Below are 24,561 nucleotides of genomic sequence, written 5' to 3' on the forward strand. Positions count from 1 at the left end.
CGGCTGATAGTCAGGAATCGATTTCCAACGGAATACGATAGTTAATACCGTTGATGCGCACGCGCAGCTTGTTGTCTTTCGGCAGTGCTTTCGTGGTCAGCACCAGCGTGCCGTCGGTATCAAAAGCGATGCCGTGCCCGCTAAGCGTACCAAAAGCAGCGGCATCAACCGGTGTCCACGGAGAGCTCAGCTTGCTGACTACCGTATCTGCCACGACCTCGCCACGCGGTGTCCACAGGAAGCACTTGCCGCCATGAAAACGGCTGTCGGTAGTGCTTTCAACCTGTACGTGAACGTAGCCGCTGTTGGCGGGCAGCTTCACATAGATGCTCACATTATTCGCATAGGGCCGGTTTAGCCGGATATCGGTTACCGGGCTCGATCCCCTGACTTCCACCGCGCCCACTGCTTTAACCGTATCGTCGCCTTTCGCCCGGCGCATACGCAGGATAGCTTCCCCGCCGCCAAAGTTATTGGTCAGATTATTAATGGCGCCGCTTGCTGCCGGGCTCTCAGAACGGGCGCCTAAAAAGCGCACGGTAACCTGATCGCTTTCGGCCGTGGTGACATAGTCGCCAACGTAAACCCATACCGGCGCTTCGGTGGTGTTGTTAAAGCGCAGATTGGAGCTGTACCAGTTAGCCGCCATGGATCCGGCCAGCGTGGTGCCAAAAGATTCTTCACGACGGTAGCCCATATCGTAACCGCCGAGATAGCGCACTACCGTGGCGTTATTACGGTTAAACGCGGCGTTTTGCAAATTGATATGGCGCAAAATAGCTTTTGTAAAGGTGATATCGGCAGGCACCGTTGCGCCTTCCATACTGAACACGTCAATGGTCCACTCGCCGTTACTGATATCCATCGGGTAGTTACATTTCTCCATCCAGCCGTTGTAGATACAGCACTGGGTGGCGCGCGGTAAATCAAAGGCCGGCGTAGTAGAGTGGCTTTCCTGCACGTTAAAGTTGCTGAGTTCGATAGCGGTAAGATGATTCCATGAATTTTGATAAGACGGACGGCCTTTCAAAATAGAGTCGTAAGTATTGCTGGTGTAAAAGCTGTTGAACTTCGTATCCAGCGTATCGATCATATTAAATACGATGCCGCCCGTTTGGCTAATATTAAGCCTGTCGCACTGATAGTACTGTCCTTCGGCGCATTTATTCGTCATAAAGCCGCGCGTATTTTTTGCTAAATCGTACTGACCATAAATTTCGAGGCAGGAAACTTCCGTGCGGCGAGCATTGGTATTAAAAACAAAACTGCCTTCATCGCCTATAAGCGTGAGCTTTGCCACAGGCGAGTAGCCGTAAGCAACGGTAGGCCCATTAATTCTCAGCATACGCAGGTAAACAGAAGAAATATTCAGGCTGGATACGGCATAATTACCTTCAGGAAAAGTAATCCAGGCTTTATATGCCTCGCCTGAATGCTTAAACGTGAAGTTATACATGGCTTTGATCGCGGCGATAGCGTCCGTTTTACCATCCGGTACGGCGCCAAAGTCGCCAATGTTTAAATCTGCCAGGTTATTGATTTGTCGACGCCAGTGGTAGGCGTTGCCGGCGGTATTGGCAATGGTGCCGCCATCGTCCGTTGCTGCCGTCAGCGAGCCGACAAACCAGCCGCCGCCGGTGCCTTTATAAATGGCCTCACCAGGGGCGGTGTGACAGCGAAGCAGCACGCTTTCGCCTTCATAGGCAGGGGCAAGCTTGCGCAGATCGTTAAAAGTGGCAACGCTTTTCGTATGTACGTCATTAACAGTAGTAGTGGGCATTTTTTTCTCCAATGAAAAAATAATTTTTAATTAACCAGGCGAGTTAACCCATTGGATATTTAATCTTAAATATCCGGTTTCATTTAATATTATGTAACCTTGTAAGGGTCTTAACTGCGTCTGTTTTCTTTTTTAACATGGGAAATTCGTTACGAATATGATTTTTTTACGATGATCGTTAATATTATTTTTCAGGGCGCGATTTACCTTTTTTTATTTTTTTTGCAAGGGGCTTGTGATGGGGGTTTTTCTTAAAATATCTTGTAAGAATAATCTTGCCCGCAATGAACGTAAGCAGGCGCTTACCATCTTTAAGTAATCCGTACATCCGTATAGCTTTTTTAGTGAACTTTCTGTGGTTTTCTGCCACTCAGCTATAAACGGCAACCCGAAAGATTTAGCAATATGTGGAACAACGTCCTTTTTGATGGCTACCACTTTATCCTTGCGCTGACGCTGGCGATGGCGCGCATTTTCCCCTGCCTGCTGCTGTCGCCGGTGTTCTCGTTCAACGCCATTAAAGGCGGCCTGCGCTCCGGCATCGTGCTGGCGCTGGCGCTGTTTCCCGCGCCGATGATCCAGCAGCAGCTGGCGGCGGACGATCCCTCGCTGTTTCTGCTGGCGGCGCTGGCGCTGAAAGAGGTGATTATCGGCGTGGCGATCGGCCTGCTGATGGCGATGCCGTTCTGGCTGTTCGAGTCGGTGGGCGCGTTGTTTGATAACCAGCGTGGCGCGCTGACGGGCGGCCAGCTCAACCCGCAGCTCGGGCCGGACGCCACGCCGCTCGGCTTTTTGATGCAGCAGTCGATTATCCTGCTGCTGGTAGTCGGGCTGGGCCTGTCGACCATTACGCAGATTATCTGGGACAGCTATAGCCTCTGGCCGCCGATGCAGTGGCTGCCGCTGCCGGGCGAAGCCGGGCTGAAGGTCTATCTGGAGCTGTTGGGCGGTATCTTCACGCATATGGTGCTTTACGCCGGGCCGCTGGTGGCGCTGCTGCTGCTGGTGGATTTTAGCGTCGGCATCCTCAGCATCTACAGCCCGCAGCTTCAGGCTACCGTGCTGGCGATGCCCGCCAAATGCCTGTTGGGCATGCTGTTCTTTGTGCTCTATTTGCCGATCCTGAATTACGTTGCGGGCGAGCGGCTGTTCGATTTAAAAGATCTGGTGCCGCAGTTGGCGGACATGTTTAAAGGGGCGCGCTGATGGCGGAAAAAACCGAAGACGCCACGCCCCAAAAGCTCAAGGAGTCGCGCAAAAAGGGCCAGGTCGCCCAGACGCCGGATATTCCCAAACTGCTGATTTGCGTGGGCGTGATGGAGACGATTTTCGCGCTGGTCGGCGGCGGCATGCAGCGGCTGGAGGCGATGATTATGCTGCCGCTTGCCCGCCTGAACGATCCTTTCGGCCATGCCATGCAGGAAGTGATGCTGGACGGGGTGATGGTACTTTGCTATTTCTGCGGCATCGTCTGCGCGCTGATTTTTCTGCTGCGCATTATCGGCGGCTGGCTACAGTTCGGCCCGCTGTTTTCTACCGAGGCGCTGGCGCCAAAGTTCGACGCCATCAATCCGGTCGGCCACCTGAAGAATATGTTTTCCGGCAAACAGCTGAGCACGCTGCTGACCAGCGTGCTGAAGGCGGTCGCCATCGGCGTTATTTTTTACCTGGCGATCGAACCCGACCTGGGGCCGCTGGCGCAGCTGGCCTACGGCGAGGATCTCAACGGCTTCTGGCAGGCGGTGCTGGCGCTGTTTATAAAAATCGTGCGGGAAACGCTGGCGCTGCTGCTGGTGCTGAGCGCGTTCGATTTCGGCCTGCAAAAATATTTCTTCCTCAAACAGCAGCGTATGAGCCATGACGATATCCGCAACGAGTTCAAGCAGAGCGAAGGCGATCCACACATGAAAGGGCATCGCAAATCGCTGTCGCATCAGATCCTTAACGAAGAGCCCAGGCCCAGAAGAGAAGTGGCGGTGGAAGAGGCGGATATGGTGCTGGTCAACCCTACGCACTTTGCCGTCGGGCTTTATTACCGCGCCGGTGAAACGCCGCTGCCGCGCCTGCTGTTTAAGGCGGAAGGCTTAGATGCGCAGGATATTATTGAGGAAGCCAAAAAACGGCAGATGCCGGTGATCCGTTTCGTCTGGCTGACCCGCACGCTGTTCAGAACGGTGAATGAAGGCGACTATATCCCGCGAGAAACGCTGAAGGCCGTCGCCCAGGTCTATCGCCTGCTGAAAGAGCTGGAGGATCAGCAGCTGGATGAAGTGCTGGAAATCGAAGAGTAACAGAGCGTGCAATGCCAGGGCCGCTTTACTGAGCTCGGGTGTGATGTCATTTTTAGTAAGTTCAAAGTTGGCTGATTGGATTTATATCATTAAAATCAATATATTAATGGTAAAGCTTCCATTTGAAGATGGCCGTTTACGGCTTATTTCCCGGAATACGGAAACCTTTCCGCTACGGAAACTGCTTAAGGAAATTTAGTGCCAGATAATCCGTAGCCTAAACGGGAATACGCTTTTTTATATTATACGTTTCCCCGTTTTATGTCGGGGCCTGCTGGCTACGTCATATCCGCCAGCGAATACAGCGTGCCGATCGCATCCTGCGGCACTTCGCTGCCGGTGAGTTGGAGCATCAGCAGCGGCGCGCCTTCGGGCGTAGCGGAAAGATAACAGCCTTCGTAACGGCCGGGCGCGAGAAAGCGGCGCATCAGCGCCTCACGCAGCCGGAAAGGGGAAAAAGGAGCGGGCAGCAGCTGGAGCGTCGGCACGGGTTGCGCATAAAAACGCAGCTCGTGTCCGACGGGATCGCACCAGCAGCACGCCTCACCACGCTGCCATGCAGCCAGAAAGGCGCGATGGGAATCGACGCGGATCACTGATTAACCGAAGCCTGTGAATAGTCAAAAGGCCCGTTGCGCATATCCGGCTGCCACCAGATGGTGACCGCCCGATCGTCCGACACCGGGCGGCAAGACATCTCGCTACAGCCCGCGAACTTAGGCTTTGCACAGGCGGTAAGCAGCATCGCCATCAGCAGGATCAGAACAGGTTTTTTCATTATCAGCCTCATTAGCGCGACAGCAGGCGCGTCGTTTTTACGCCGCTGGTGGACAGCGACACCGGCGCCGATTGCAGCAGCGACACGCGGCCAGGTCTGGCCGGCGCCTGCGTATCGTAAGCCACGTACACCTCGGTAGATTCGCCCGGTTGCAGGCGGGTATGCGGCCAGGCGGCCACGGCCAGCGTGCGATCGCCCCGGCAGGATGCCTCGTCAAAGCGCGCCTCTTTTCCGCTGGTGTTGGTGATCACGCCTACCGAAATCTGCATCGCGTCGTTGCCGTACCACTGCTGGCGAGCGCTGGCGCGGAAGGTCAGCGGTACCGAACAGAGCGAGCCGAGCGGCAGCCCCGTCTGGCTGGGCTGTAAACCGCCCGGCTGACGGCTTTCGGCCAGATCCTGCATCGCATTTTCGATGGTGCGCTTCATGTCGCCGAACTGATGGCGTCGGTTGATATCCCGCAGCGCATCGTTAATCTGCGCGCTGTTTTGCGCATCAACGTAGCGGGAAGGATCGACCTGGTCGCCAATCAGGTGCGGCGTAATAATAAACAGCCGCTCGCGCTGAGAAGTGGTGCGGTTGTTGGAGGTAAACAGCTTGCCCAGCAGTGGAATTTTGCCGAGGATCGGCACGCGCTCTTCGTCATCGCCGCTCTGCTTGGTGTGGAAACCGCCCATCACCAGCGACCGTTTTTCCTGCACCAGTGCCTGAGTGCTGATCACGCCGTTTTCCGTACCCTGCGCGCTGCCGTCCTCGTTTTTGTCCAGCTTGCCGTCTTCCACATCCACCACCAGCTGCACGGCGGCTTTTTCCGGGTTATCACCGATTGAACGCGGCGTGACGCGCAGGCTGGTGCCCGCCGTTACTTCCCGAATGTCCGCAACCCGCTCGCCGATGGCGGTGATAAAGGCGGTATTGCTGAAGTCGATCACCGCAGGCTGGTTTTCCAGCGTCAACACCGACGGATTGGCGATAATCGACGCGGTGCCTTCGCCTTCCAGCGCCTGAATATCGGCGAAGAAGCGGTTAAAATCGGTAACGAACAGGGTACTGGCGCCGTTCAGCATCGACGCGCCGGCGGTTACGTTGCCGAACTGCCCGGACCAGTTGGTGGAAAGACGGGCCAGCTCGTTGCGGTCGATATCCACGATGACCGCATCGATTTCAATCAGCTTCTGCGGCACGTCGATCATTCTGACCAGCTCCTGATACTCCGAGCGCAGCTTTTTGTTGTCGCGCACCAGCAGCGTGTTGTTGCGTACGTCGGCGGAGACTTTCCCCTGCAGCGTTTTGCCCGGCTGCTGCTCGTTGCTGCGGCCAAGCCGGGTATTGCGGCCAATCATCTGTTCCATGATGCTGCGGCTTTCGTTCTGCATCGCCTGGTAGGGGCTGTCGCTGCCGCCGCGACCGTTCTGCGTGGTGGTGGCGCCGTTGGCCGAACCGTTGCTGTTTTGCCCCAGCAGTTCGTTAAGCATGGTGGCCACGCCGGGCACCACCAGCGTCTGGTTGCGATATTTGATAGTGCGATCCGCCACGTCAGCATATTTCAGCGGAAACGCCATCATTTGCTTGTCTTCGCTGGTTTCCGGCTCGGATTTTTTGCTGAAATCCGCAATCAGATCGACATATTTCGGCGGCCCGGTGACCAGCACCACGCCGTCGTCGGGCAGCTCGCCCCAGCCGAATCGCGGCTCCAGCAGGCCGACGCCCTGTAGCGCCTGTTTGATATCGGGCGCGGCATCCGGGCTGATCTTCAGACGACGCGAGGTCTGCTGCGACTGCGGGCTGACATAAAGCGTGTTGTTATAGACGAACCACTGAAAGCGATACTCCAGCGCCAGCCTGTTCAGAAAGGCCTCGGCATTGTCGGAGCGCAGGCGCGCGGTGACAAAGGTATCGGGCAGGCCGGTGACGTTGGCATCCACGCCGTGGCTGCCGGCGAAATCCTGCAGGATCACGCTGAGCGGCGTATTGTCAGCGGAATAGGCGTAGGCGCCTTCGCGCCATTCTTCCGGTGTAGTGGCGTAGCTGTGTGAGACAGAAAGCCCGATCGCCAAAGCCAGCAGCAAAGGGCGAAAGGGTAAAAAAGCAGACGGCGTAGGCACGCTTCTCTCCTTGTTACAGGCTCGTTGGCCGCATTAGCATCAGCAGGGTGTCCTGCCAGATTTCACATTGATTACAAAGACTTTCTAACAGCGCGACGGCGGCCTCTTTTGCGTCGCTTTTTAACCGCGCCAGCAGACAAAGCGTTTCGCGCTGCGGATGCAGGCAAAGCGCGGCGGTAAGGTCGCCGAAGTGATGCAGCGCCGGGTCGGTCAGCCGCAGCGCCCGCTGCATCAGCGCATCATTAACAGGCACAGGCAGCTGTAGCTCGGCAAAAAAAAACCAGCCGCCGGGCAGGCGCTGTAGCGTGATCGGCATCTCGTCAATCCACAGCGCCAGCTCGCCGTTGGTTTTATCCAGACAGGCTTCAATCAGATCGGCGACATCAGTTGATGGCATCAATGATGGCCTTGCGGATACCATGCTTGTACTGGGTGTACTGCGAGCTGGCCCAGTTGGCGTTGGAGACGTCGAGCATCTCGTTCTGGAAGGCGTACATATCACTGACGTTAAACGGCTGGTCCTGACTCTCTTGCGCGAACTGATACATATCTTTTTGCGCGTGCGCGACCTGACTGGTCAGGCGACGCTGGATCGAATCTTCATAGCTCATCGTTTCAGTCTCCGGTTGGGGGGTGCCATTAAGTGGCGGAGAACGCGAGCGGGTTCCGACGAGGCGAAAAAATTGTTGTGACAGAAAAGAAGGGCGCTAGTCGGGGATCAGCGCCGCGCAAACCTGAGTCCAGCTCAGGCTCAGCTCGCCGTTGTCGGTGGTCAGCCGCAGCGTGTCGGCATCCAGCGAACTGTCGCTGACCAGCTGCCAGTCGAGCGGATGCTGCTTCAGCCAGGCGGCAGCTTCATCCTGTCGGACGGGCGCGCAGCTTAGCGTAGCGGCAGCCTGACGGCCCTGCGCCTGTTGCAGCTGCCGCAGCATGGCGGTCAGGCGGTCATCGGCGGGCAGCGCCGCCAGCAGCTGATTCATTGCCTGTTTCAGCAGCGCCTCGGCCTGGGGGATCAGCGCCTCCTGCCACTGCTGCTGCTGCTGCTGCCAGTCGGCGAAAAACTGCTCCGCCTGCGCGACAAAAGCCTGCTGTCGATCGGCAACGGCCGCGTCCGCGCGCGTTCTGGCTTCTTCCAGCAGCCGATCGGCTTCTTCTTCGGCACGGGCCAGCCGCTGCTGCGCCTGTTGTTCCGCCGTTTGCAGCAGGCTCAGCGCCTGCTGATGGTCAACCAGCGCTTCGCGGCTCAGCAGCGGCCCGGCAGGCATCGCCAGCACGGCAAGTTTTTTAGTGATCCACATGCGGCTCGGTTCCTGATTGCTGACACTGCCAGATGGCCGCGTCGTAAAGCGCCGCCAGCCTGGCGTGCGGCAGCGTTAACGTGGGGTATTCTTCCAGCTGTGCGGCCCATTCAGGGGGAAAACGCAGCCGTAAACGAGGCCAGCTTTCCGGATGTAGCGCGCGCAGCAGTAGCAGGCCGCCGATGGGCCAGGGATGAAAGCAGGCGGCATCCAGCCAGCTGTCGCAGCGCAGGCCTTTGCTTAAGCGCCGACACCAGATCAAATCGCTGCCCGCCATCCCGGACGGCGCGGCCTGCGGGGCGCAGGTGGCGGCCAGCAGCGCCAGTAGACGCTGCCAGCGCTCGTCGTCGAACGCGATCAGCGCCAGCATCCGCGCTGACGGTTCCGGCGGCAGGGCGGGGGAGATGCCGAAGCTGGCCGCGACGGCCTGCGGCTGCTGCCAGCTCAATGCCTGCTGCGCCGCCGGCGGCAGAGCGAAAAAGTCGGATGTCCAGCCCGCCTCCGCCTGTTGCCACCAGCCCTGCTGCCACCAGTGCAGCCAGTCCGCGATGGAAGCCTGCTCCACGGCTTATTTTCCTGTCGCCGCAGCGGCGCTGGCCGGTTTTTCTTTTTTCCGGCCGGGTTTGAACAGCAGCAAAGCGAAGGCGATCAGCAGCACGATGGCGAACAGCGCGAATACCCATTTCACCGTGCCGTACTCATCCGGCGAAAGCTGAAACGGCCCCATCTGTACCACTTCAATCTTGTCTTCATAGGTCTGCGCCGGCACAAAAACGATCGCTAAATCCTTATCGCTTTTGCCCGCCAGGCCCGGAATGCTGGTGGAAACCATCTGGCGGATGCGCGGCTCAATGCTGTCCGGATCCAGGGTGTTATGGTATTTGATAAACACCGAGGCGGAAGCGGGCTGTACCGGCTCGCCGGGCGCCAGCCTTTCCGGCAGCACTACGTGCACGCGCGCCACCACCACACCGTCGATCTGCGCCAGCGTCGATTCCACCTCCTGCGAAAGCGCATAGATATAGCGGGCGCGCTCCTCCATCGGGCTGGAAATCACGCCGCTTTTCTGGAACACCTCGCCAAGATTGGTGCGCGCCTTGTGCGGCAGCCCGGCGGAGTCGAGGATTTTTACGCTGCGCTCGATATTTTCCGCATCGACCGACACGGAAATGCCCGCTTTTTCAATCAGCTTTTGCGCGGCAATTTGATGCTGATTCAGTTCGGCGATGATATCGTTGGCGTCGCTTTCCGCCAGCCCGCTGTACAGCACGGTTTTATCGCCGCAGCCGACCAGAAAAAGCGCCAGCGAGCTAATCATTAGCCATTTCAGCAAAAGTTTCATAGGGGCTTACTGTAGGTTGGTCAGTTTATCAATGCTCTGAACGCCTTTGGCGACGATTTTTGCATTCATTAAATTTTCAATATAGTAATTAGATAAGGCGGCATTAGCCTGACTAAATTCTAATAAATTGGACGAGCGGGAAGCTTTTTGTAAATCCTGATAGGCTTCTTTTCTCTGGTGTTCATTATTACTTAATGAACTGGCAATGCCGGAAAGAAAATTCGTGACTTCGGCAGGGGCGGAAACTTTTTCAACCTGCGGTTCTTTAAGCTGGGCCGAAAAAAAATCGACGTCGCTTTGCTGCGGCTCCGCCGTGGTTTTTATTTGCGGAAGCTCGGTTAAATCTGCCGGGGAGGAATTTATTTTCATAACGATCTCGCGCTGGATAACAGAACGAAAAGCGGTGCGGGTCAGGGGCGCAGACCCGCACCAGCAGGCGAAACTAGTACTGGATTTTTACCTGAGCGGCAGCAGAACCCGCCTTACTGGCACTGTCTGCAACGCCGTTCATTTTGTTGTTCTGTGCATCAAGCTTGGCTTTATCGACCATATCCTGCTGCATCTGGCCCTGAACATCCTGCATCTGTGACATAAAGCTTGCGCCATCAGTTGCGCTTTCAACTCTTGTTGCCGCTGTAGCTGCAGTAGAGATACCTGAGGATACTGAAGACATAGTGTGGCTCCTGATTATATTAAGGGGTGGTTGTTAGCATATTCGTTAATTAAGTGGGTGTGGCGCAAAAAGGGTTCCAAAGAAAATAAATTATTTTTATAAACGCATCAGGCAACAATATTCAACAATTTGATACGGTGATAAAGGGTACGGCGCGGAATACCTAATTCATGCACCACGTCATCAATCTTATGGCCGTGGCGATGCAGACACTCTTTAATCAGGCTGCGCTCAATGCGACGCAGGCGATCTTTTAATAATGTCGCTTCGCCTTCGCCCGGCGTGATATTACACAGCGGCGGCAGATGCAGCACGTGGCGTTCCGCCGCGGCTTTCAGCTCGCGAATATTGCCGGGCCAGCTGTGCAGCAGCAGGGCTTCGTCCAGCGCCAGCGAACGCGGCGGAATAGGCTGCTGTAGCCGCATGGCCGCTTCCTGGGTAAAGCGGCGAAACAGCGGGATAATCAGTTCGGCATGGGAACGCACCGTCGGCGTCTCCAGCTTGATGGTGGAAAGCCGAAAATAGAGGTCGCGGCGAAAACGTCCTGCGTCCACCAGCTCAATCAGCGGCGTCTGGGAAGCGGCGATCACGCGTAGATCCAGCGGCACGGGCTGCGTGGAACCCAGCCGGTGAATGGCGCGGGTTTCCAGCACGCGCAGCAGCTTCGCCTGTAATATCAGCGGCATGCTGTCTATTTCATCCAGAAACAGAATGCCTTTGTCAGAGGCTTCAATGTAGCCCGGCCGGGAATGCGTGGCGCCGGTGTAGGCGCCGGCGATCACGCCGAACAGTTCGCTTTCCGCCAGGTTTTCCGGGATAGCCGCGCAGTTCACGGAAATCAGCGGCCCTTTCGCGCCCGAAAGCTGGTAGATGCGGCGGGTCAGCGTATCTTTGCCCGTCCCGGTTTCGCCTTCCAGCAGCAGATCGACTTTCAGCGGCGCAAGGTTGTCGATCAGCGGATGCAGGCTGGCGTGGATATCCGTTCTGGCTGCGCCAGGCTCGGTAAGGAAAGCCGTGACTTTATCGTGACGGATACTGCCTGATTGTTTCTCACTACCCGTTACCATATTTTCTCCTGTCTACCCTCGGACTATGCAGTTAGCAATCTGCTGCAACTTAAGCGAAAACAACACGGGATCAGCGGCGGGCTGCTCGGGGTAACACTCAATATTCGTTTACTATTTACTAGCGCGGCCTTGAGAGGCTATCAGTTTCCTCTGAAGTTGTTGTGGGGATCTCCGTGGGGCAAGGTAGGGAAATCCCTACACAAATTTCGCAGCGCAGCGGTAAGCTGATGTAAACAAGCGCATTATTTAGATTACAAAACGTTAAGAATGTGTAATTTAATTTACCGTAATTAAGACTTTACCAGCGCCAATGGAACATGCCCGGCCCGATCGCCACCCAACACGGAGACGAAGCCTTGACGGGTGGACTCGTGACGATCATTTCACTGAACAGAGGAAGCGGCATGAAAATAGGCGGCGGTGTAAACGGCGCGATTGGCGGCGGCAAAACGGGTGGCGATGCGGGTCTGGAGCTACCACTCAGCAACAAGCAAAATAACGGTCAGGGCAGCCCGGGACTGGGTAATATCCTGAATTTTGCTACTTCGGCGTCAAACAGCGGCGGCGGCCAGGGCGTGCAGTTTGGCAGCAAAGAGGCGCTTGCCCAGAATGGCAGTAACGGCAGTAACGGCAGCAGCCAGTCGACAGGCAACGAAAGCAGTATTACGCAATTGCTGAACGCCATTCTGGAGCTGTTGAAAGGCAGCGAGGCGAACAGCGATAAAAACGGCTCTGGCTCTTCGGGCTCTGGCAACGGAACGTCCGGCGCTCAGGAAGCCGCCGGCAGCGGCGATATCATGACCCAGCTGATGGAGATGATTAAAAAGATGCTGGGGCAGTCATCTGAAGGCGCCAACGCATCCGGCCAGGGTGGCTCAGGAGGCTCGGGCGGCGCAACGCAGGGTGGTAAGGGAGCCGAAGACGAGCAGGGCAGCAGCGGGCTGGCTGCTAAGCTGGGCGGTGCCCTGCAGATGCTGGGCCTGGGCGCCATTCTTTCAGCCCTTTCCGGCGGCGCTGGTGCGCAGGGCGGCGGCGAAAGCAAATAGGTTTTCCGGCATACCTTTTCAGGGCGATCGTCGATCGCCCTTTTTTTATCAGGCTGGCAGCGTGCCTTTACCGGTAGCAATGGTATTGGCAAAATCCATCACCTTATCGACATAGGTCGCGTCGCCCGTGCCCGTTTTGGAAATATCACTTAAATCAGCGGTGTTGACGTTGTTTGGCCCGGAATTATAGGCGCGCAGAGCTGCGCCCATACTGCCATCAAATGCGCCGAGCTGCTCTTTCATGTAGAGCGCGCCCGCCATGATATTGTCATGCGCGTTATCAGGGCTGGCGTTGGCGCCCAGCAAATCCGGATTTTTACTTTGCAGATCGGCAAAGGTATTGCTGTTGACCTGCATCAGACCGGCATCCTGTAGCCCGTTGCCGCCGTTGACCGTCGCCGCGCCCAGATTGCCGCGGGACTCCTGCCAGATTTGCGCGGCAAGCACGTTAGCAGGCACGCCGGTAGCCTGCGCCGCATCCTGAATGTCGGCCTCAAAAGGCTTGAGCGAGTCGGGCAGATGAAGATCGCTGCTGCCGAGAGAGAGGGCCGGAGAGCTGCCTGACGTCGCGCTCGTCTGGGCTGCGGACAGCGCTGGGACAGCGGTTTGCGCTCCGCTGTTTTCCGCTGGGTTACCGCTGTTTTTGAACGTTACTGGCGCGGTGGTGCTTCCTGAACCGGTAGCGCCGTTTTCGCCACTGCTGGCCTGCTGGCCCTGAAGCAGCTGCTGGATCAGCGGCAGCACGGCCTTCATGATTTCCGATATCAGCTGCGATACCTGCTGCGACAGGTCGCTGTTTTGCTGCGTGTCGTTGCCGTTATTATCAAGCAGACTTTCCAGCGAGGTGCCCTGGCTGCCTGACTGCGCGAAATTAATCGAGGCCTGGTGTTTTTCATTAAGCGGACTAAGTAAATCTTCGCCGGGCGACAACAAACTATCCAGGCCGGGGATAGTCGGCGGCAAAGCGTTAGCGGAAGAAATTGGGGTCATCATGAATTTCCTTAAGCGTAGACCAGGGAAGAGTGATGATTAGTGGCCCGGAGGCGGTATGGGTTCCGCCTGAGGGGAACTTCCCGTTTTGTCACGCCACTTACTGCTACGGATTTTTACCAGATGGAAAATTTATGCCCTTTAATCTTTTTGGTACCTCTTCTGGCGCCAGCCACCGCACCCGTCATGACGCGAAAGTAATGCTGCCGGGCAAGCCGGGCCTGGAAGGGACGCGCAATGGCCGCATCATCACCGTGACGGAAAGCCAGCAGCAGATCCTGAAAAAAGCGAATCGCTCGATCGAAGACACCTGGAAAACATTAGATAAGGGGTCTGCTAACCAGATCCACGACATCCTGCACACGCGCGGCGGCGTGGTAAAACGTACGGTCGCCTGCCGGGCCGAAAACAGCTCTGAGGATAACCGCCCATGGCGCGCCGCCCGCTTTCGGGCCGGAAACTGCGGCGAAATGGCGGCGGTAAACGGCCTGCTGCTGGCCTCCTCCGGCATCAGCGAGCCGGTAGCCGTTTGCAGCGCGCTGGATGGCGATCACGCCTTTGTGATGGTAGGCGACAGGCGCATCAACGGCGAGCGCATCTATTCCGATGCCTGGCCGCTCTATGGCCGTGCCGACAAAGAGCAGAACTACGACCTGTCCAAACGCTATCGCATCGTGAAAGAGTACGCGCCGCAGGCCGCTAATCCCGAGGTGCGGGAGCGATTAGTGCATGGCGACAAGGCCAGCCGCGAGGAAGTCAATGCGCTTTACCAGCGCGAGATGCGGCGGGAGGGGCAGCCTATCGACAGTAAGGATCTCAGCTCGTTGAAACAGATTGCCCGGCGCCACGGTGGCGGGCTGTATCAGCAATATCAGGCCTCGAAAAATATCAATGTGTACTATCAAACCGAAAGCGGCGGCGATGCCACCGAGCTAAAACCAGAGATGAAGCGATCCGTGTATGAATCCCGGCGCCGTCGTCAGGATGATGCGACCCGTACAGAGGTGGCGGAGCTGATGCGCAACATTAACCGCGGCGTGTAAACGCTTAACAGGAAAATTATGGCTATCAGTCGACTGAAAACGCTACTGGCTCCGCTGCTGCGTCAGTTGCGCATTGATGAGGCGCAGCTGGAAGAGAGCGGAAGCTACGTAATGGAAGCGCAGGGCATCGCGCTGCTGTGGGAGGAGAGCCCGCGAGATTACCTGACGCTAAGCTGTCAGCTGCCGATGCGCGAAAGTGATTTTGCCGATCCCGCCACGTTGAACATGCTGTTGCAGTGCAATCTGCTGGGGCTGGCGCATCCGCCGGTGCTGACCGCCACGCTGCCGGAGCAGCAAAGCGTGCTGCTGTGGACCCGCGAGCCTTTTATTTTACTGGAGCCGCACCAGCTGCTGGCGCTGTTTGAACGCTTTATCGCACAGGCGGAAAGCATGCAGCGCTTTTTGACCCTGCCGACCACAGGCTCGTCATAAAAAAAGGGCCACGAAAGTTGGCCCTTACGCTGTCAGTGCGGCTGTTTAAACCCGGCCTTCACCAGCTCTTCTTTGAAGGCGTTGGTAATGGCACGGTTGCCGCCGGTGACAGGATAGATAACGTTATTGATCACATCATCCAGATAATGCTCATCGAACTCCTGCAGCGTCAGCGGCGAGCCGCCTTCATCATTAATGGCAATTGAGCCGTGGATATGATCGCCCTCGTTTTTTGCCTTCAGGCTGTATCGACCCAGGCTGCTGTCCAGAGTGCTCATAAGATCTCCTTATTACCGTCAGGGATTGGTATCGCAAGCCCTGTTAAGTCTAGCCAGCGCCTGCCTGCGCGCCTAAGATTCCTCTGTAAAGAAAGCGCAAAGTGCGATCGCTGTCGCTTAAAAAATGCATGGCTGGATATTTATTTAATTCATTGATTTTTAACTATTTTTATTTAAACACCGTGAAGGTGCCTGAAATCACAATGATTTAAGGATAAAAGGCGAAAAATGGTACTAAATTGCTGGCAGAGGTCAGGAACGTCTGCGAACGAAGCGGTAAAAGGTCATCATGAAAAGCGACGGAGGCTGTTTTACCACGGGCGGCGGCCGGAAAAAACGGACGGCGAAAACGGCAGGACGGAAATCTTCTTCTATAATCAAGTGGCTACACAGTAGTAATTTTTTTATCTGGCTGAGGAAAATGGAATGAAGATTATTCTCTGGATTATTGCGATTATTTTTATTGTCGGCCTGCTGACGTTAACCGGCGTCTTTAAAGTACTTTTCTGATTAGTCATCAGGTGGCAATACGCGCGTATTGTCACCTTTTGCCCGCCGGTTTCGCCAGAGCGGACGCCGCGGTCATTTTTTCCTTTTTATCCGGTAACTGATGGAATATGTCGGCTTCATCCTGCTCTGTTACCGCGATAGCCTGACGAAACAGGCAATCTTTTAAGGTGATGGGTTTCCAACAATACGCACATATCGCCCCGTGATGATCGCCAAAGCGGTCGCCGCGAGTCGTGAAAATGAGCTCTGCGTGCCCACATCTCCCGCATCGTATTCTCACGTCGGCTCCTTAAATTTCTGTGTTAACCAGGATTAATTTTACCAAAAAACGCGTATAGATCGATAAATAATATTTATCAGTTTCGTGAAATGATATTAACCCATAACAACATGATTCAAAAGAGATAACCCAGTTCTTTCCTTTTATTTACAATAGGGAGACGATGAATATTGTTACTTTGGGCGCTTTTATTTCTTTTTTTGGTTAAATAAGCATTAATTGCGCTAAATAAATGATCCAGATCAAACTCCATTAAAACAATTCATGATTGTAACTGACCCCATTAGCGCATTATTTCGTCCCGTTTTTAATCAGAAAAAAAAGAGAACTTTGCATAACCGCAATGTCGACCGGCTCAACTTTAAAAAAATTTGCACAGTTGAAAATTTGTTCGCTGTGCATTCATGAACCGTTTAATGGCGGTAATTACAATAGGGGCCGGATTAACAATATGACCAGGCCTGCCGTTTTTAATCAGCAACGGCAGAGATTTTTTAACAGCACCACGGGTGAGCGGTAGATTAAAATGACATTTTTTCGCTTTTTTCTTCTTTTCCTGAGCCTGGCAGGCGCAGGAAGCCTGTCCGCTACAGCTCAGGCACAAACACTGGGCGCCGCGATCTCCGGCGGCTGGCAAAATTTTAGCGACGGCGTCAGCACGACCTGGAACGAGCCGCAGCATTACGACCTTTACGTGCCGGCTATCACCTGGCACAACCGCTGGACTTACGACCAGGCGCATATTGATAAATACAACGAGCGCCCCTGGGGTGCAGGCGGCGGCATGTCGCGCTATGACGAAAAAGGCAACTGGAACGGCCTGTACGTGATGGCCTTCAAGGACTCCTTTAACAAATGGGAACCCTTCGGCGGCTACGGCTGGGAAAAAATCTGGCAGCCGCTGCGCAATAAAGATTTTCGGCTGGGGTTGGGCTATACGGCTGGGGTAACGGCAAGAGACAACTGGAAATATATCCCGGTTCCGGCGGTTTTGCCGCTTGCTTCAATAGGTTTTCGTGATGCCACCTTCCAGATGACTTATATTCCGGGGACTTACAACAACGGCAACGTCTATTTTGCCTGGCTGCGCTGGCAGTTTTAACAACAGGCGCACGCTAAAATTAAAATTGATGCGTAAAAAAAGCGATATTTATCACTTTTTCGTGAAAGGCCACTGGACAAAAGGCTCAGCAATTGCTGTACTAACCGTCGACACAGTTTAGTGTCCATTTTTCATGTAAAGGTAATATAGATGTCTAAGATCAAAGGTAGCGTTAAGTGGTTTAATGAGTCCAAAGGATTCGGTTTCATTACTCCTGAAGATGGTAGCAAAGACGTGTTCGTTCACTTCTCTGCCATCCAGAGCAACGGTTTCAAAACTCTGGCTGAAGGTCAGCGCGTAGAGTTCGAAATCACCAACGGTGCCAAAGGCCCATCTGCTGCTAACGTTGCCGCTATTTAAGTTATCAGACAGAATTTTAAAAACCCGCCTTATGGCGGGTTTTTTTTCGCCTGAGTGATGCCTCGTCTCCATGAAATGCCCGGCCAGGTGAGCCTGTAAGCCGGATAGCTGTTGCGAAAGTTCCCGTACTGCTCTGTGCCTGCATATTGCGCAGGTTCCCGCCGTAAGTACCGCTCTTTGCCTGCGTGTTGCAAAGGTTCCCTTAATGCTCTGTGCATGCGTGTCGCGCTGATTGCCGCCTGTAAGTTCCGCCCTCTGTTGGCCTGCCGCGCAGGTTCCTTTAATGCTCTGTGCTTGCGTGTCGTGCAGGTTACCGTCTGTAAGTACCGCCCTTTGCTGGCGTGCCGCGTAGGTTCCCTTAATGCTCAGTGCATGCGTGCCGCACAGATTTCCGCCTGCGAGTCCTGCTCTCTGCTTGCGTGCGCAAAGATCCTGTCCTGTTAGCGCTTCTTCCTGCTTGCGTAAAGATTGTGCCAAAACGTGATAAACGAAACAGTCATCGTTAACTGCGCCGGGTGCAGATGCCTGTTTTGCGGTCTGTGAAGCCCAAACGCGGCTTATTCTGTAACAGGCGTCGGCGTCGGTCGGGTTGCTTATCGTGTCAGTCAGGCTATATAACCTGTAGAAGAAAAGCGCTGACGCCCTGAGCGGGCCGCAATTAACAGGAGAGAGAATGAGGATCCGACTGGCGAATACGCACGACGGTTTTGCCCTGAGCGCGCTGTTAACCGAACTGGGCTATGCCAACACCGAAGTCTTTATTGAGCGTCGTCTGGCGCAGCTGATCGACGACAGGGCAGAACAGCTGCTGATTGCCGAGCAGGGCAGCACCGTATTAGGCTTTCTCTCGCTACATTTTATTCCGCAGCTGGCGCTGGCGGGGGATTTCGCGCGCATCAGCTATTTTTGTATCGCGGACGGCAAGCGTAGCGAAGGCGTCGGACATCAACTGTTAAGCCACGCCGAGAAGCTGGCAAAAGCCCACGGCTGCGATCGGATGGAAGTCCACTGCCATGAGCAGCGCACCAAGGCTAACGCCTTTTATAGCCGGGAAGGCTATAGCGAGGCTCCCCGCTACCTGATTAAAAATCTCGATGCGCACGCTTTTTATCCCCACGGAGAGACATAATGAAAGTGGCTTCAGGACAGTTTGCGGTCAGCCGCAGCTGGCAGGAGAATGCGGCAACCTGTACGGACTTAATGACCAGGGCGCTTGCCGGCGGTGCCGATCTGCTCGTTTTACCGGAAGCCGTGCTGGCTCGTGATATCGCCGATCCGGATTTGGTGCTGAAAGCCGCTCAGCCGCTGGACGGGCCATTTTTAAACGAAATCCGTGCAGCCAGTCGCGGCAACGGGTTAACCACAATAATGACCGTACACGTGCCGACCGATAACGGCAAAGCGCTGAATGTGCTTATCGTCATTCGCAATGGCGAAATCCTTGCCCGCTACGACAAGCTGCATCTTTATGACGCTTTTACCATGCAGGAATCCCGCAATGTCACCGCCGGTGACGAGGTGCCGCCGCTGGTGGAAGTTGCCGGTATGCAAGTGGGTCTGATGACCTGTTACGACGTGCGTTTTCCTGAACAGGCTCGTCGTCTGGCGCTGGACGGCGCGGAAGTGCTGGTGCTGCCAGCCGCCTGGGTGAGAGGGCCGCTGAAGGAGATGCACTGGGAGGTGCTGGTAACGGCGCGTGCGCTGGAAAACACCTGTTATATGGTGGCCGTCGGCGACTGCGGCCCGCGTAATATTGGTTGCAGCCTGACGGTCGATCCGCTGGGCGTGGCGATAGCCAGGGCGGCTGAAGCGCCGATATTGCTTTTTGCTGATTTGGATCCCGCCCGTATCGCTCATGCGCGTAGCGTGCTGCCGGTGCTGGAGAATCGCCGTTTTGCTCGCCCTGAACTTATCAGCTCGCGGAAGCTTTGAAATATTGGGTAAGGAACGCTTCGGAGTGAGAGGGCAACGGGTGATATCACCATACCGCTATGGAACAATGGTGTGGCATTGATAACGCGTTGTGGTACACCAGCCCCCAACATCCGCGATTTCAGGCTTTCCTGAGCCGCTTTATCTGATATCATTTCGCAGGCCGCTGTGCAGATATTACTCTGTTACAGATGGCAGTTTGTATTGACCGACAATCTGCGCGTTAATACACTTTATGCTTATTGACCTTTACCGGTCCGGTTAAATAAAGAAGGTGTGTATGGAAGGTATCAGTATTGCCAAACTGCTGATTATTGGCGCTCTGATTGTATTGCTTTTTGGAACCAACAAGTTACGCTCGCTGGGCGGCGATCTGGGTTCGGCGATCAAAGGCTTTAAAAAGGCGATGAGCGACGATGACACCTCCGCGAAGAAAGCGCCTGTCGCTGAAGAAAAAGCGGCTGAACAGGTTGCTCATAAAGAGTAACGCCCGCGTTAAGCGATAAAAAAACGGATGACAGGGTCATCCGTTTTTGTTTTTGTTGCAAATATGTAAAGAGTTATTTCACTTCCAGGCCTTTCGCCTGCATATCCGCATGGTAGGAAGAACGCACGAACGGGCCGCAGGCCGCGTGGGTAAAGCCCATTTCCATCGCCGCCTCTTTCATTTCGTCAAATTCCGCCGGACTGACGTAGCGCTGTACCGGTAAATGGTGGCGGCTTGGCTGAAGATACTGCCCCAGCGTCAGCATGGTCACACCGTGACGGCGTAAATCGCGCATCACTTCCACGATCTCGGCATTGGTTTCGCCCAGACCCACCATCAGGCCTGATTTGGTCGGGATCTCAGGATGCGCTTCTTTAAAGCGCTCCAGCAGCTTCAGCGACCACTCATAGTTGGCGCCGGGACGAACCTGGCGGTATACGCGCGGCACGTTCTCAAGGTTGTGGTTAAACACGTCCGGCGGCGTGGCGTTCAGAATATCCAACGCGCGATCCATACGGCCACGGAAGTCCGGCACCAGCGTTTCGATTTTAATAGTCGGATTTTTAGCGCGGATAGCAGTGATGCAGTCGGCAAAGTGCTGAGCGCCGCCGTCGCGCAGGTCATCGCGGTCAACGGAAGTGATCACCACGTAGCGCAGGCCCATATCGGCGATGGTCTGCGCCAGCTTTTCCGGCTCGTTGGCGTCGGGCTGCACGGGACGGCCGTGTGCCACGTCGCAGAAAGGACAGCGGCGGGTACAAATCGCGCCCAGGATCATAAAGGTGGCGGTGCCGTGGTTAAAACATTCTGCAAGGTTAGGGCAGGAAGCCTCTTCACAGACGGAGTGCAGACCGTTTTTACGCATGGCGGCTTTAATGCCCTGGATGCGGCTGGAGTCGGCAGGGAGTTTGATTTTCATCCACTCCGGCTTACGTAAAATCTCTGTGCGTTCGGTGACCACGGTTTTGACCGGGATCAGCGCCATCTTATCTGCGTCGCGGTACTTAACGCCGCGTTCCATCTGAATAGGTTTACTCATAATCTTGCTGTTTCCAGGTTGGCATGCGCTAATCAGCCGCGTGACGTTCAAATTTTTTTGAGAAAAGCGCAAAAATTATATCACCTCGCGGCGCGGGTTTCAGCCAGGGCAGAGGAGAAAATGTGACGGAATTGTAAATTTATGGCGTTCGCTCGTCCAGCCACTTTACGTCCGCTATCGCCAGCTCGCGGGCAAAATGCTTGATTAACAACGGCTGCACGTCGGCCAGCGTCACGCCCTTTTTATAGGCGCTGATTTGTGTCATCTCCAGCCCGGCGTAGCCGCAGGGATTGATGCGCAGAAAAGGCGCAAGATCCATATCCACGTTCAAAGCCAGCCCGTGAAAAGAGCTGCCGTTGCGGATGCGCAGGCCCAGCGAGCAAATTTTTTTGCCCTCGACGTAAACGCCGGGCGCATCCGGCCGGGCAGCGGCCTCGATATCGTAGTGCGCCAGCGTGGCAATCACCGTTTGCTCAATGGCGGTAACCAGCTCCCGCACGCCGGTTTTGCGCCGTTTCAGGTTTATCAGCACGTACATGACCTGCTGACCTGGCCCGTGATAGGTGACCTGTCCGCCGCGATCGCTCTGCATAACCGGGATATCGCCCGGCATCAGCAGATGCTCCGCTTTACCGGCCTGGCCTTGAGTAAATACCGGCGGGTGTTCCACCAGCCAGATTTCGTCAGGCGTTTCCGCGCCGCGCTGATTGGTAAAATCGTGCATGGCCTGAGAGACGGGCGCCCAGGGCTGCAAACCGAGCTGACGAACGAGTAGGGTATCCTGATGCATGGAAAGTCCGGTCAGGGAGTAAAGAAGGGAGTATAACGCCGAACGAGGGCCGTGGTCAGCCCCCGATCGGTGATGGCTACAGCACCATCCGCACGATTTCTATTTTGCCCAGCTCGTCATACAGCGTTTCCACCTGCTCGATATGGGTCGCCGTAATGGTAATAGAAACCGAGTGATAGTTGCCTTTGCTGCTGGGTTTTACATCCGGAGAGTAATCGCCAGGCGCATGGCGCTGTACGACTTCAACTACTTGATCAACCAGCTCCGGCTGCGCCAGACCCATCACTTTATAGGTGAACGGGGTAGGAAATTCGAGCAGTTCTTTAAGATTGGTTTTCATAGGGGCTCCGGTAACGCTAAAACAAAGACTCCCGCCAACAGCGGGAGCCTACAGATAATATCAATATGCGGGCCATTCAGGCCGAAATCAAGCGCGGAACGCGACAGATTTAGCCAAACCAGTGATGGAACATCAGCTTGATGTAGTCAACGATACGGCCGAAGAATCCGCCTTCCGGCATATCGTTCAGCACCACCAGCGGATGCTGCTCAATGGTTTTGCCGTCCAGCTGGAAGTTGATGGTGCCGACCACCTGGTTTTTCGCCAGCGGCGCGTGCAGTTCGGTGTTGCTCAGCGTGTAGCTGGCTTTCAGATCCTTCATGCGGCCGCGAGGGATAGTCAGGTAAACGTCTTTCTGCACGCCCAGCTGCACGCGGTCGCTGTTGCCGAACCACACCGGCTCGGAGGCGAACTCTTTACCGGCTTTCAGTGGCGCCACGGTTTCAAAGAAGCGGAAGCCCCAGGTCAGCAGCTTTTTGCTCTCTACTTCGCGGCCTTTAAAGGTACGTCCACCCAGCACGGCCGAAATCAGACGCATCTGGCCTTCGGTCGCGGAAGCGACGATGTTATAGCCTGCCGCATTGGTGTGGCCGGTTTTGATGCCGTCAACGTTCAGGCTGGTATCCCACAGCAGGCCGTTGCGGTTGGTCTGGCGGATATTGTTAAAGGTGAAATCTTTTTCTTTATAGACCGAGTACTCATCCGGCACGTCACGGATCAGCGCCTGGCCGATCAGCGCCATATCGCGCGCCGAGCTGTACTGACCTTCGGCGTCCAGGCCGTGTACGGTCTGGAAATGGGTATTTTGCAGACCCAGCGCCTTAACGTAGTTATTCATCAGGCCGACAAAGGTGTCCTGACTGCCTGCGACATAGTCGGCCATCGCCACACAGGCGTCGTTGCCGGACTGAAGCACGATACCGCGAGTCAGCTGCGAAACCGGCACGCGATCGCCCGGCTTCAGGAACATCAGCGAAGAGCCTTTAAACACCGGGTTGCCGGTCGCCCAGGCATCTTTACCCACGGTGACCATATCATCCTGATGAATTTTGCCCGCTTTGACCGCCTGGCCAATCACGTAGCTGGTCATCATTTTTGTCAGGCTGGCCGGATCGCGGCGCGCGTCGGCGTTTTTCTCCGCCAGCACTTTGCCAGAGTTGTAATCGATCAGCACATAGGCTTCGGCATCAATATCCGGCACGCCCGGGATCATGGTTTTGATGTTCACGTCTTCAGCGTGGGCGAAGGCGGTAAGGCTGAGGGCGATCAGCGAACCTGCCGTCAGGCGTTTGAACAGTTGGGAAGAGGTCAGAGTATTCATGTCGGGGACAACAACATCCATGGCTAAGTTAAAAAAAAGTGACTCACTATAGCAAATGCATTTCGGAGCGGCATCCGTCTTTACCTGGCTCATACAGCGTAACGCCAGGTAAAGATGGATTGCCGGATCGTTATCACATTTTGCCAGCTGCCGTGGTCACGAAAGAGGTGAGGTTGGCTTCGCTGGCAAGCCGTTGCTGCAGCGCTGCCGCCTGCTGACGCGAGGTAAAATGCCCCAGCTGCACGCGATAAACGCCGCCGCGCGCGTCAACGCTGCCCGGCACGCCAAATTGTTTGCTCAGCGAGGCCGCCAGCTGCTGTGCGCGTGCGCCATCTTTCAGCGCGCCCGCCTGCACCGTAAAGGCCGTTCCGGCTGCGGCCGGTGCCGAAGTCGCTGCGGCTGGCGCCGAGACAGGGGCTGGCTGAGTCGGCACCGGTGCCGGTTCCGCTGGTGCAGGCTCGCTGCCTTCCAGGACGCCATTGGCCAACGGCTGCGGCGCGCCTAAAAAGCCGCTGCTGCGTACCGGCGCGCCCAGGTTGTCGTCGCTGCTGAGCGTGCTGTTATCCACGGGCCGGACGTCAGGCGGTATTTGTTCAGAAGACGAGGCGCCGGTGCTTTCCTGCGCGCTTGTCATGCCCTGTGCCGCCGCCGCGCCGCCCATTACCACCATGCCGCCGCTGAGATCCGGGCGAGGCGGCAGCGCGTAGCTTTGTTTCGCGACCGTGGTGCCGATGGTGCCGGGGCCGGAAACCGAGCCGTCCGGCGCGACCTTAATAAAGTCCACCTTCACGCGGGAGTTATTGGAAATATTCAGGCGATCGCCCGCCGCTTTGGACAGATCGATAATGCGGCCCGGCTTGTAAGGCCCGCGATCGTTGACCCGCACCACGATTTGTCGTCCGTTCGCCAGGTTGGTGACGCGCACATAGGACGGCAGCGGCAGAGTAGGGTGCGCCGCCGTCAGCGCCTGCGGATCGTACTGCTCGCCAATCGCCGTGCGGCTGCCGTCGGCCGATTCGCTATACCAGCTGGCCAGCCCGGTTTCGCTGAAATTAGACGGATCGGTGACGATGCGGTAGTTCTGGCCGTTGACCCGATAATCCTGGTTGGCATTGGGGCTTAACGGCTCGTAGCGCGGCTCGACGCCGCCGATTTCAACGACCGGGCCGTTATAGGTTTGCTGTTGCTGTGTAACCGGTGCCTGCTGTTGTTCAGTAACACAGCCTGCCAGCAGCGCCGCTGCCAGACTAATCCAGAGCCAATCCTTACGCATATAA

General features: G+C 55.8%; 30 protein-coding genes. 11 read left to right on the plus strand and 19 right to left on the minus strand.

The genetic code is table 11. The features are described 5' to 3' along the window. Positions 1–10: 10 nt before the first annotated feature. A complete protein-coding gene (locus tag AB3U87_RS08585) occupies positions 11–1,780 on the minus strand; it encodes a hypothetical protein (RefSeq protein ID WP_253454950.1) in 1,770 nt (589 codons plus the stop codon). Between the two features lie 405 nt (positions 1,781–2,185). Between AB3U87_RS08585 and sctT the strand changes: the two genes are divergently transcribed. Both sctT and sctU read left to right on the plus strand, forming a co-directional pair. Continuing rightward, positions 2,186–2,986: a type III secretion system export apparatus subunit SctT gene (gene sctT / locus AB3U87_RS08590; protein WP_394148848.1), complete on the plus strand. Its 801-nt coding sequence runs from the start codon at positions 2,186–2,188 to the stop codon at positions 2,984–2,986. After that, entirely contained in the window at positions 2,986–4,071 is a 1,086-nt protein-coding gene (gene sctU / locus AB3U87_RS08595) for a type III secretion system export apparatus subunit SctU (protein ID WP_253454948.1), read from the plus strand. The genes sctT and sctU overlap by 1 nt, the downstream gene beginning before the upstream one ends. 278 nt (positions 4,072–4,349) lie before the next feature. Here sctU and AB3U87_RS08600 read toward each other — a convergent pair whose 3' ends face one another. The 11 genes from AB3U87_RS08600 to AB3U87_RS08650 all read right to left on the minus strand — a co-directional run bounded on the left by AB3U87_RS08600 (position 4,350) and on the right by AB3U87_RS08650 (position 11,334). Further along, a complete protein-coding gene (locus tag AB3U87_RS08600; RefSeq protein WP_253454947.1) occupies positions 4,350–4,667 on the minus strand; it encodes a hypothetical protein in 318 nt (105 codons plus the stop codon). Continuing rightward, positions 4,664–4,849, minus strand: coding sequence for an HrpT family type III secretion system protein (gene hrpT, locus AB3U87_RS08605; RefSeq protein ID WP_125288536.1), 186 nt, complete (start codon positions 4,847–4,849; stop codon positions 4,664–4,666). Before hrpT ends, AB3U87_RS08600 begins: the two co-directional genes overlap by 4 nt. Positions 4,850–4,860: 11 nt before the next feature. Further along, complete coding sequence (sctC, locus tag AB3U87_RS08610; RefSeq protein ID WP_253454945.1) at positions 4,861–6,954, minus strand: type III secretion system outer membrane ring subunit SctC; 2,094 nt, start codon at positions 6,952–6,954, stop codon at positions 4,861–4,863. Positions 6,955–6,967: 13 nt separating this feature from the next. Further along, on the minus strand, positions 6,968–7,351 hold the full coding sequence (locus AB3U87_RS08615; protein ID WP_253454944.1) for a type III secretion system chaperone: 384 nt from the start codon (positions 7,349–7,351) through the stop codon (positions 6,968–6,970). Continuing rightward, positions 7,338–7,565 (minus strand): type III secretion protein HrpF, encoded by a 228-nt coding sequence (locus AB3U87_RS08620; protein ID WP_253454943.1) that lies wholly within the window; start codon positions 7,563–7,565, stop codon positions 7,338–7,340. Before AB3U87_RS08620 ends, AB3U87_RS08615 begins: the two co-directional genes overlap by 14 nt. Positions 7,566–7,661: 96 nt before the next feature. After that, positions 7,662–8,252 carry a type III secretion system stator protein SctL gene (gene sctL, locus AB3U87_RS08625; protein WP_301252576.1) on the minus strand — a complete coding sequence of 197 codons (591 nt, stop codon included), beginning with the start codon at positions 8,250–8,252 and terminating at the stop codon, positions 7,662–7,664. Next, complete coding sequence (locus AB3U87_RS08630) at positions 8,239–8,817, minus strand: type III secretion protein HrpD (RefSeq protein ID WP_394148849.1); 579 nt, start codon at positions 8,815–8,817, stop codon at positions 8,239–8,241. The genes sctL and AB3U87_RS08630 overlap by 14 nt, the downstream gene beginning before the upstream one ends. A 3-nt stretch (positions 8,818–8,820) precedes the next feature. Next, positions 8,821–9,594, minus strand: a complete 774-nt coding sequence (gene sctJ / locus AB3U87_RS08635; protein ID WP_253454940.1) for a type III secretion system inner membrane ring lipoprotein SctJ — start codon at positions 9,592–9,594, stop codon at positions 8,821–8,823. A 6-nt stretch (positions 9,595–9,600) separates the two neighbouring features. Beyond that, entirely contained in the window at positions 9,601–9,963 is a 363-nt protein-coding gene (locus AB3U87_RS08640) for an EscI/YscI/HrpB family type III secretion system inner rod protein (protein WP_301252577.1), read from the minus strand. A gap of 73 nt (positions 9,964–10,036) precedes the next feature. Further along, positions 10,037–10,267, minus strand: coding sequence for a hypothetical protein (locus AB3U87_RS08645; protein ID WP_253454938.1), 231 nt, complete (start codon positions 10,265–10,267; stop codon positions 10,037–10,039). Positions 10,268–10,374: 107 nt separating this feature from the next. Continuing rightward, positions 10,375–11,334: a sigma 54-interacting transcriptional regulator gene (locus tag AB3U87_RS08650; protein WP_253454937.1), complete on the minus strand. Its 960-nt coding sequence runs from the start codon at positions 11,332–11,334 to the stop codon at positions 10,375–10,377. A 404-nt stretch (positions 11,335–11,738) separates the two neighbouring features. Between AB3U87_RS08650 and AB3U87_RS08655 the strand changes: the two genes are divergently transcribed. Continuing rightward, positions 11,739–12,380 (plus strand): hypothetical protein, encoded by a 642-nt coding sequence (locus tag AB3U87_RS08655; protein WP_301729848.1) that lies wholly within the window; start codon positions 11,739–11,741, stop codon positions 12,378–12,380. 48 nt (positions 12,381–12,428) lie between these two features. On the opposite strand, the gene AB3U87_RS08660 is transcribed toward AB3U87_RS08655, so the two are convergent. Further along, the gene (locus tag AB3U87_RS08660; protein WP_301252579.1) at positions 12,429–13,373 is read right to left on the minus strand and encodes a lytic transglycosylase domain-containing protein; all 945 of its coding nucleotides are present in this window, start codon (positions 13,371–13,373) and stop codon (positions 12,429–12,431) included. Between the two features lie 131 nt (positions 13,374–13,504). Between AB3U87_RS08660 and AB3U87_RS08665 the strand changes: the two genes are divergently transcribed. After that, positions 13,505–14,413: a hypothetical protein gene (locus AB3U87_RS08665; protein ID WP_253454934.1), complete on the plus strand. Its 909-nt coding sequence runs from the start codon at positions 13,505–13,507 to the stop codon at positions 14,411–14,413. A gap of 18 nt (positions 14,414–14,431) precedes the next feature. After that, positions 14,432–14,845, plus strand: coding sequence for a CesT family type III secretion system chaperone (locus tag AB3U87_RS08670; protein ID WP_253454933.1), 414 nt, complete (start codon positions 14,432–14,434; stop codon positions 14,843–14,845). Positions 14,846–14,877: 32 nt separating this feature from the next. Here the strand turns inward: AB3U87_RS08670 and AB3U87_RS08675 are convergent, their stop codons facing one another. Further along, a complete protein-coding gene (locus AB3U87_RS08675; protein WP_253454932.1) occupies positions 14,878–15,123 on the minus strand; it encodes a hypothetical protein in 246 nt (81 codons plus the stop codon). Positions 15,124–15,549: 426 nt separating this feature from the next. Here AB3U87_RS08675 and AB3U87_RS22605 point away from each other — a divergent pair, with 426 nt between their 5' ends. The 6 genes from AB3U87_RS22605 to tatE all read left to right on the plus strand — a co-directional run bounded on the left by AB3U87_RS22605 (position 15,550) and on the right by tatE (position 19,794). Further along, a complete protein-coding gene (locus AB3U87_RS22605) occupies positions 15,550–15,633 on the plus strand; it encodes a small membrane protein YohP (RefSeq protein WP_445084017.1) in 84 nt (27 codons plus the stop codon). Positions 15,634–16,439: 806 nt separating this feature from the next. Continuing rightward, the gene (gene pagP, locus AB3U87_RS08680; protein WP_253454931.1) at positions 16,440–17,015 is read left to right on the plus strand and encodes a lipid IV(A) palmitoyltransferase PagP; all 576 of its coding nucleotides are present in this window, start codon (positions 16,440–16,442) and stop codon (positions 17,013–17,015) included. A gap of 150 nt (positions 17,016–17,165) precedes the next feature. Continuing rightward, complete coding sequence (gene cspE, locus AB3U87_RS08685; RefSeq protein ID WP_004156612.1) at positions 17,166–17,375, plus strand: transcription antiterminator/RNA stability regulator CspE; 210 nt, start codon at positions 17,166–17,168, stop codon at positions 17,373–17,375. A 673-nt stretch (positions 17,376–18,048) separates the two neighbouring features. Then, the gene (locus AB3U87_RS08690; protein ID WP_253454930.1) at positions 18,049–18,504 is read left to right on the plus strand and encodes a GNAT family N-acetyltransferase; all 456 of its coding nucleotides are present in this window, start codon (positions 18,049–18,051) and stop codon (positions 18,502–18,504) included. Further along, positions 18,504–19,307 carry a deaminated glutathione amidase gene (locus AB3U87_RS08695; RefSeq protein WP_301252587.1) on the plus strand — a complete coding sequence of 268 codons (804 nt, stop codon included), beginning with the start codon at positions 18,504–18,506 and terminating at the stop codon, positions 19,305–19,307. Before AB3U87_RS08690 ends, AB3U87_RS08695 begins: the two co-directional genes overlap by 1 nt. Before the next feature lie 280 nt (positions 19,308–19,587). Beyond that, positions 19,588–19,794 (plus strand): twin-arginine translocase subunit TatE, encoded by a 207-nt coding sequence (gene tatE / locus AB3U87_RS08700; protein WP_125288552.1) that lies wholly within the window; start codon positions 19,588–19,590, stop codon positions 19,792–19,794. 73 nt (positions 19,795–19,867) lie between these two features. Here the strand turns inward: tatE and lipA are convergent, their stop codons facing one another. The 5 genes from lipA to rlpA all read right to left on the minus strand — a co-directional run bounded on the left by lipA (position 19,868) and on the right by rlpA (position 24,557). Continuing rightward, entirely contained in the window at positions 19,868–20,833 is a 966-nt protein-coding gene (gene lipA / locus AB3U87_RS08705) for a lipoyl synthase (RefSeq protein WP_253454928.1), read from the minus strand. A gap of 139 nt (positions 20,834–20,972) precedes the next feature. Then, positions 20,973–21,623, minus strand: a complete 651-nt coding sequence (lipB, locus tag AB3U87_RS08710; RefSeq protein ID WP_253454927.1) for a lipoyl(octanoyl) transferase LipB — start codon at positions 21,621–21,623, stop codon at positions 20,973–20,975. Between the two features lie 76 nt (positions 21,624–21,699). Further along, positions 21,700–21,963: a DUF493 family protein YbeD gene (gene ybeD / locus AB3U87_RS08715; protein ID WP_013201269.1), complete on the minus strand. Its 264-nt coding sequence runs from the start codon at positions 21,961–21,963 to the stop codon at positions 21,700–21,702. A 109-nt stretch (positions 21,964–22,072) separates the two neighbouring features. Further along, positions 22,073–23,284 carry a D-alanyl-D-alanine carboxypeptidase DacA gene (gene dacA, locus AB3U87_RS08720; protein WP_253454926.1) on the minus strand — a complete coding sequence of 404 codons (1,212 nt, stop codon included), beginning with the start codon at positions 23,282–23,284 and terminating at the stop codon, positions 22,073–22,075. Between the two features lie 133 nt (positions 23,285–23,417). Further along, positions 23,418–24,557 (minus strand): endolytic peptidoglycan transglycosylase RlpA, encoded by a 1,140-nt coding sequence (gene rlpA / locus AB3U87_RS08725; protein WP_394148850.1) that lies wholly within the window; start codon positions 24,555–24,557, stop codon positions 23,418–23,420. Positions 24,558–24,561 lie beyond the last annotated feature (4 nt).

Origin of the sequence: Erwinia plantamica (assembly GCF_043420595.1) — a bacterium.
GTDB classification, from domain to species: domain Bacteria; phylum Pseudomonadota; class Gammaproteobacteria; order Enterobacterales; family Enterobacteriaceae; genus Erwinia; species Erwinia aeris.

Coding starts and splice junctions, on each gene's coding strand:
- pagP (WP_253454931.1), top strand. CDS start 16,440: ATGACATTTTTTCGCTTTTTTCTTCTTTTCCTGAGCCTGGCAGGCGCA.
- cspE (WP_004156612.1), top strand. CDS start 17,166: ATGTCTAAGATCAAAGGTAGCGTTAAGTGGTTTAATGAGTCCAAAGGA.
- AB3U87_RS22605 (WP_445084017.1), top strand. CDS start 15,550: ATGAAGATTATTCTCTGGATTATTGCGATTATTTTTATTGTCGGCCTG.
- AB3U87_RS08675 (WP_253454932.1), bottom strand. CDS start 15,123: ATGAGCACTCTGGACAGCAGCCTGGGTCGATACAGCCTGAAGGCAAAA.
- lipA (WP_253454928.1), bottom strand. CDS start 20,833: ATGAGTAAACCTATTCAGATGGAACGCGGCGTTAAGTACCGCGACGCA.
- lipB (WP_253454927.1), bottom strand. CDS start 21,623: ATGCATCAGGATACCCTACTCGTTCGTCAGCTCGGTTTGCAGCCCTGG.
- sctT (WP_394148848.1), top strand. CDS start 2,186: ATGTGGAACAACGTCCTTTTTGATGGCTACCACTTTATCCTTGCGCTG.
- AB3U87_RS08655 (WP_301729848.1), top strand. CDS start 11,739: ATGAAAATAGGCGGCGGTGTAAACGGCGCGATTGGCGGCGGCAAAACG.
- AB3U87_RS08690 (WP_253454930.1), top strand. CDS start 18,049: ATGAGGATCCGACTGGCGAATACGCACGACGGTTTTGCCCTGAGCGCG.
- sctL (WP_301252576.1), bottom strand. CDS start 8,252: ATGTGGATCACTAAAAAACTTGCCGTGCTGGCGATGCCTGCCGGGCCG.
- rlpA (WP_394148850.1), bottom strand. CDS start 24,557: ATGCGTAAGGATTGGCTCTGGATTAGTCTGGCAGCGGCGCTGCTGGCA.
- tatE (WP_125288552.1), top strand. CDS start 19,588: ATGGAAGGTATCAGTATTGCCAAACTGCTGATTATTGGCGCTCTGATT.
- AB3U87_RS08660 (WP_301252579.1), bottom strand. CDS start 13,373: ATGATGACCCCAATTTCTTCCGCTAACGCTTTGCCGCCGACTATCCCC.
- AB3U87_RS08620 (WP_253454943.1), bottom strand. CDS start 7,565: ATGAGCTATGAAGATTCGATCCAGCGTCGCCTGACCAGTCAGGTCGCG.
- sctJ (WP_253454940.1), bottom strand. CDS start 9,594: ATGAAACTTTTGCTGAAATGGCTAATGATTAGCTCGCTGGCGCTTTTT.
- hrpT (WP_125288536.1), bottom strand. CDS start 4,849: ATGAAAAAACCTGTTCTGATCCTGCTGATGGCGATGCTGCTTACCGCC.
- AB3U87_RS08585 (WP_253454950.1), bottom strand. CDS start 1,780: ATGCCCACTACTACTGTTAATGACGTACATACGAAAAGCGTTGCCACT.
- sctU (WP_253454948.1), top strand. CDS start 2,986: ATGGCGGAAAAAACCGAAGACGCCACGCCCCAAAAGCTCAAGGAGTCG.
- AB3U87_RS08665 (WP_253454934.1), top strand. CDS start 13,505: ATGCCCTTTAATCTTTTTGGTACCTCTTCTGGCGCCAGCCACCGCACC.
- AB3U87_RS08670 (WP_253454933.1), top strand. CDS start 14,432: ATGGCTATCAGTCGACTGAAAACGCTACTGGCTCCGCTGCTGCGTCAG.
- AB3U87_RS08640 (WP_301252577.1), bottom strand. CDS start 9,963: ATGAAAATAAATTCCTCCCCGGCAGATTTAACCGAGCTTCCGCAAATA.
- AB3U87_RS08695 (WP_301252587.1), top strand. CDS start 18,504: ATGAAAGTGGCTTCAGGACAGTTTGCGGTCAGCCGCAGCTGGCAGGAG.
- AB3U87_RS08650 (WP_253454937.1), bottom strand. CDS start 11,334: ATGGTAACGGGTAGTGAGAAACAATCAGGCAGTATCCGTCACGATAAA.
- dacA (WP_253454926.1), bottom strand. CDS start 23,284: ATGAATACTCTGACCTCTTCCCAACTGTTCAAACGCCTGACGGCAGGT.
- AB3U87_RS08645 (WP_253454938.1), bottom strand. CDS start 10,267: ATGTCTTCAGTATCCTCAGGTATCTCTACTGCAGCTACAGCGGCAACA.
- AB3U87_RS08615 (WP_253454944.1), bottom strand. CDS start 7,351: ATGCCATCAACTGATGTCGCCGATCTGATTGAAGCCTGTCTGGATAAA.
- ybeD (WP_013201269.1), bottom strand. CDS start 21,963: ATGAAAACCAATCTTAAAGAACTGCTCGAATTTCCTACCCCGTTCACC.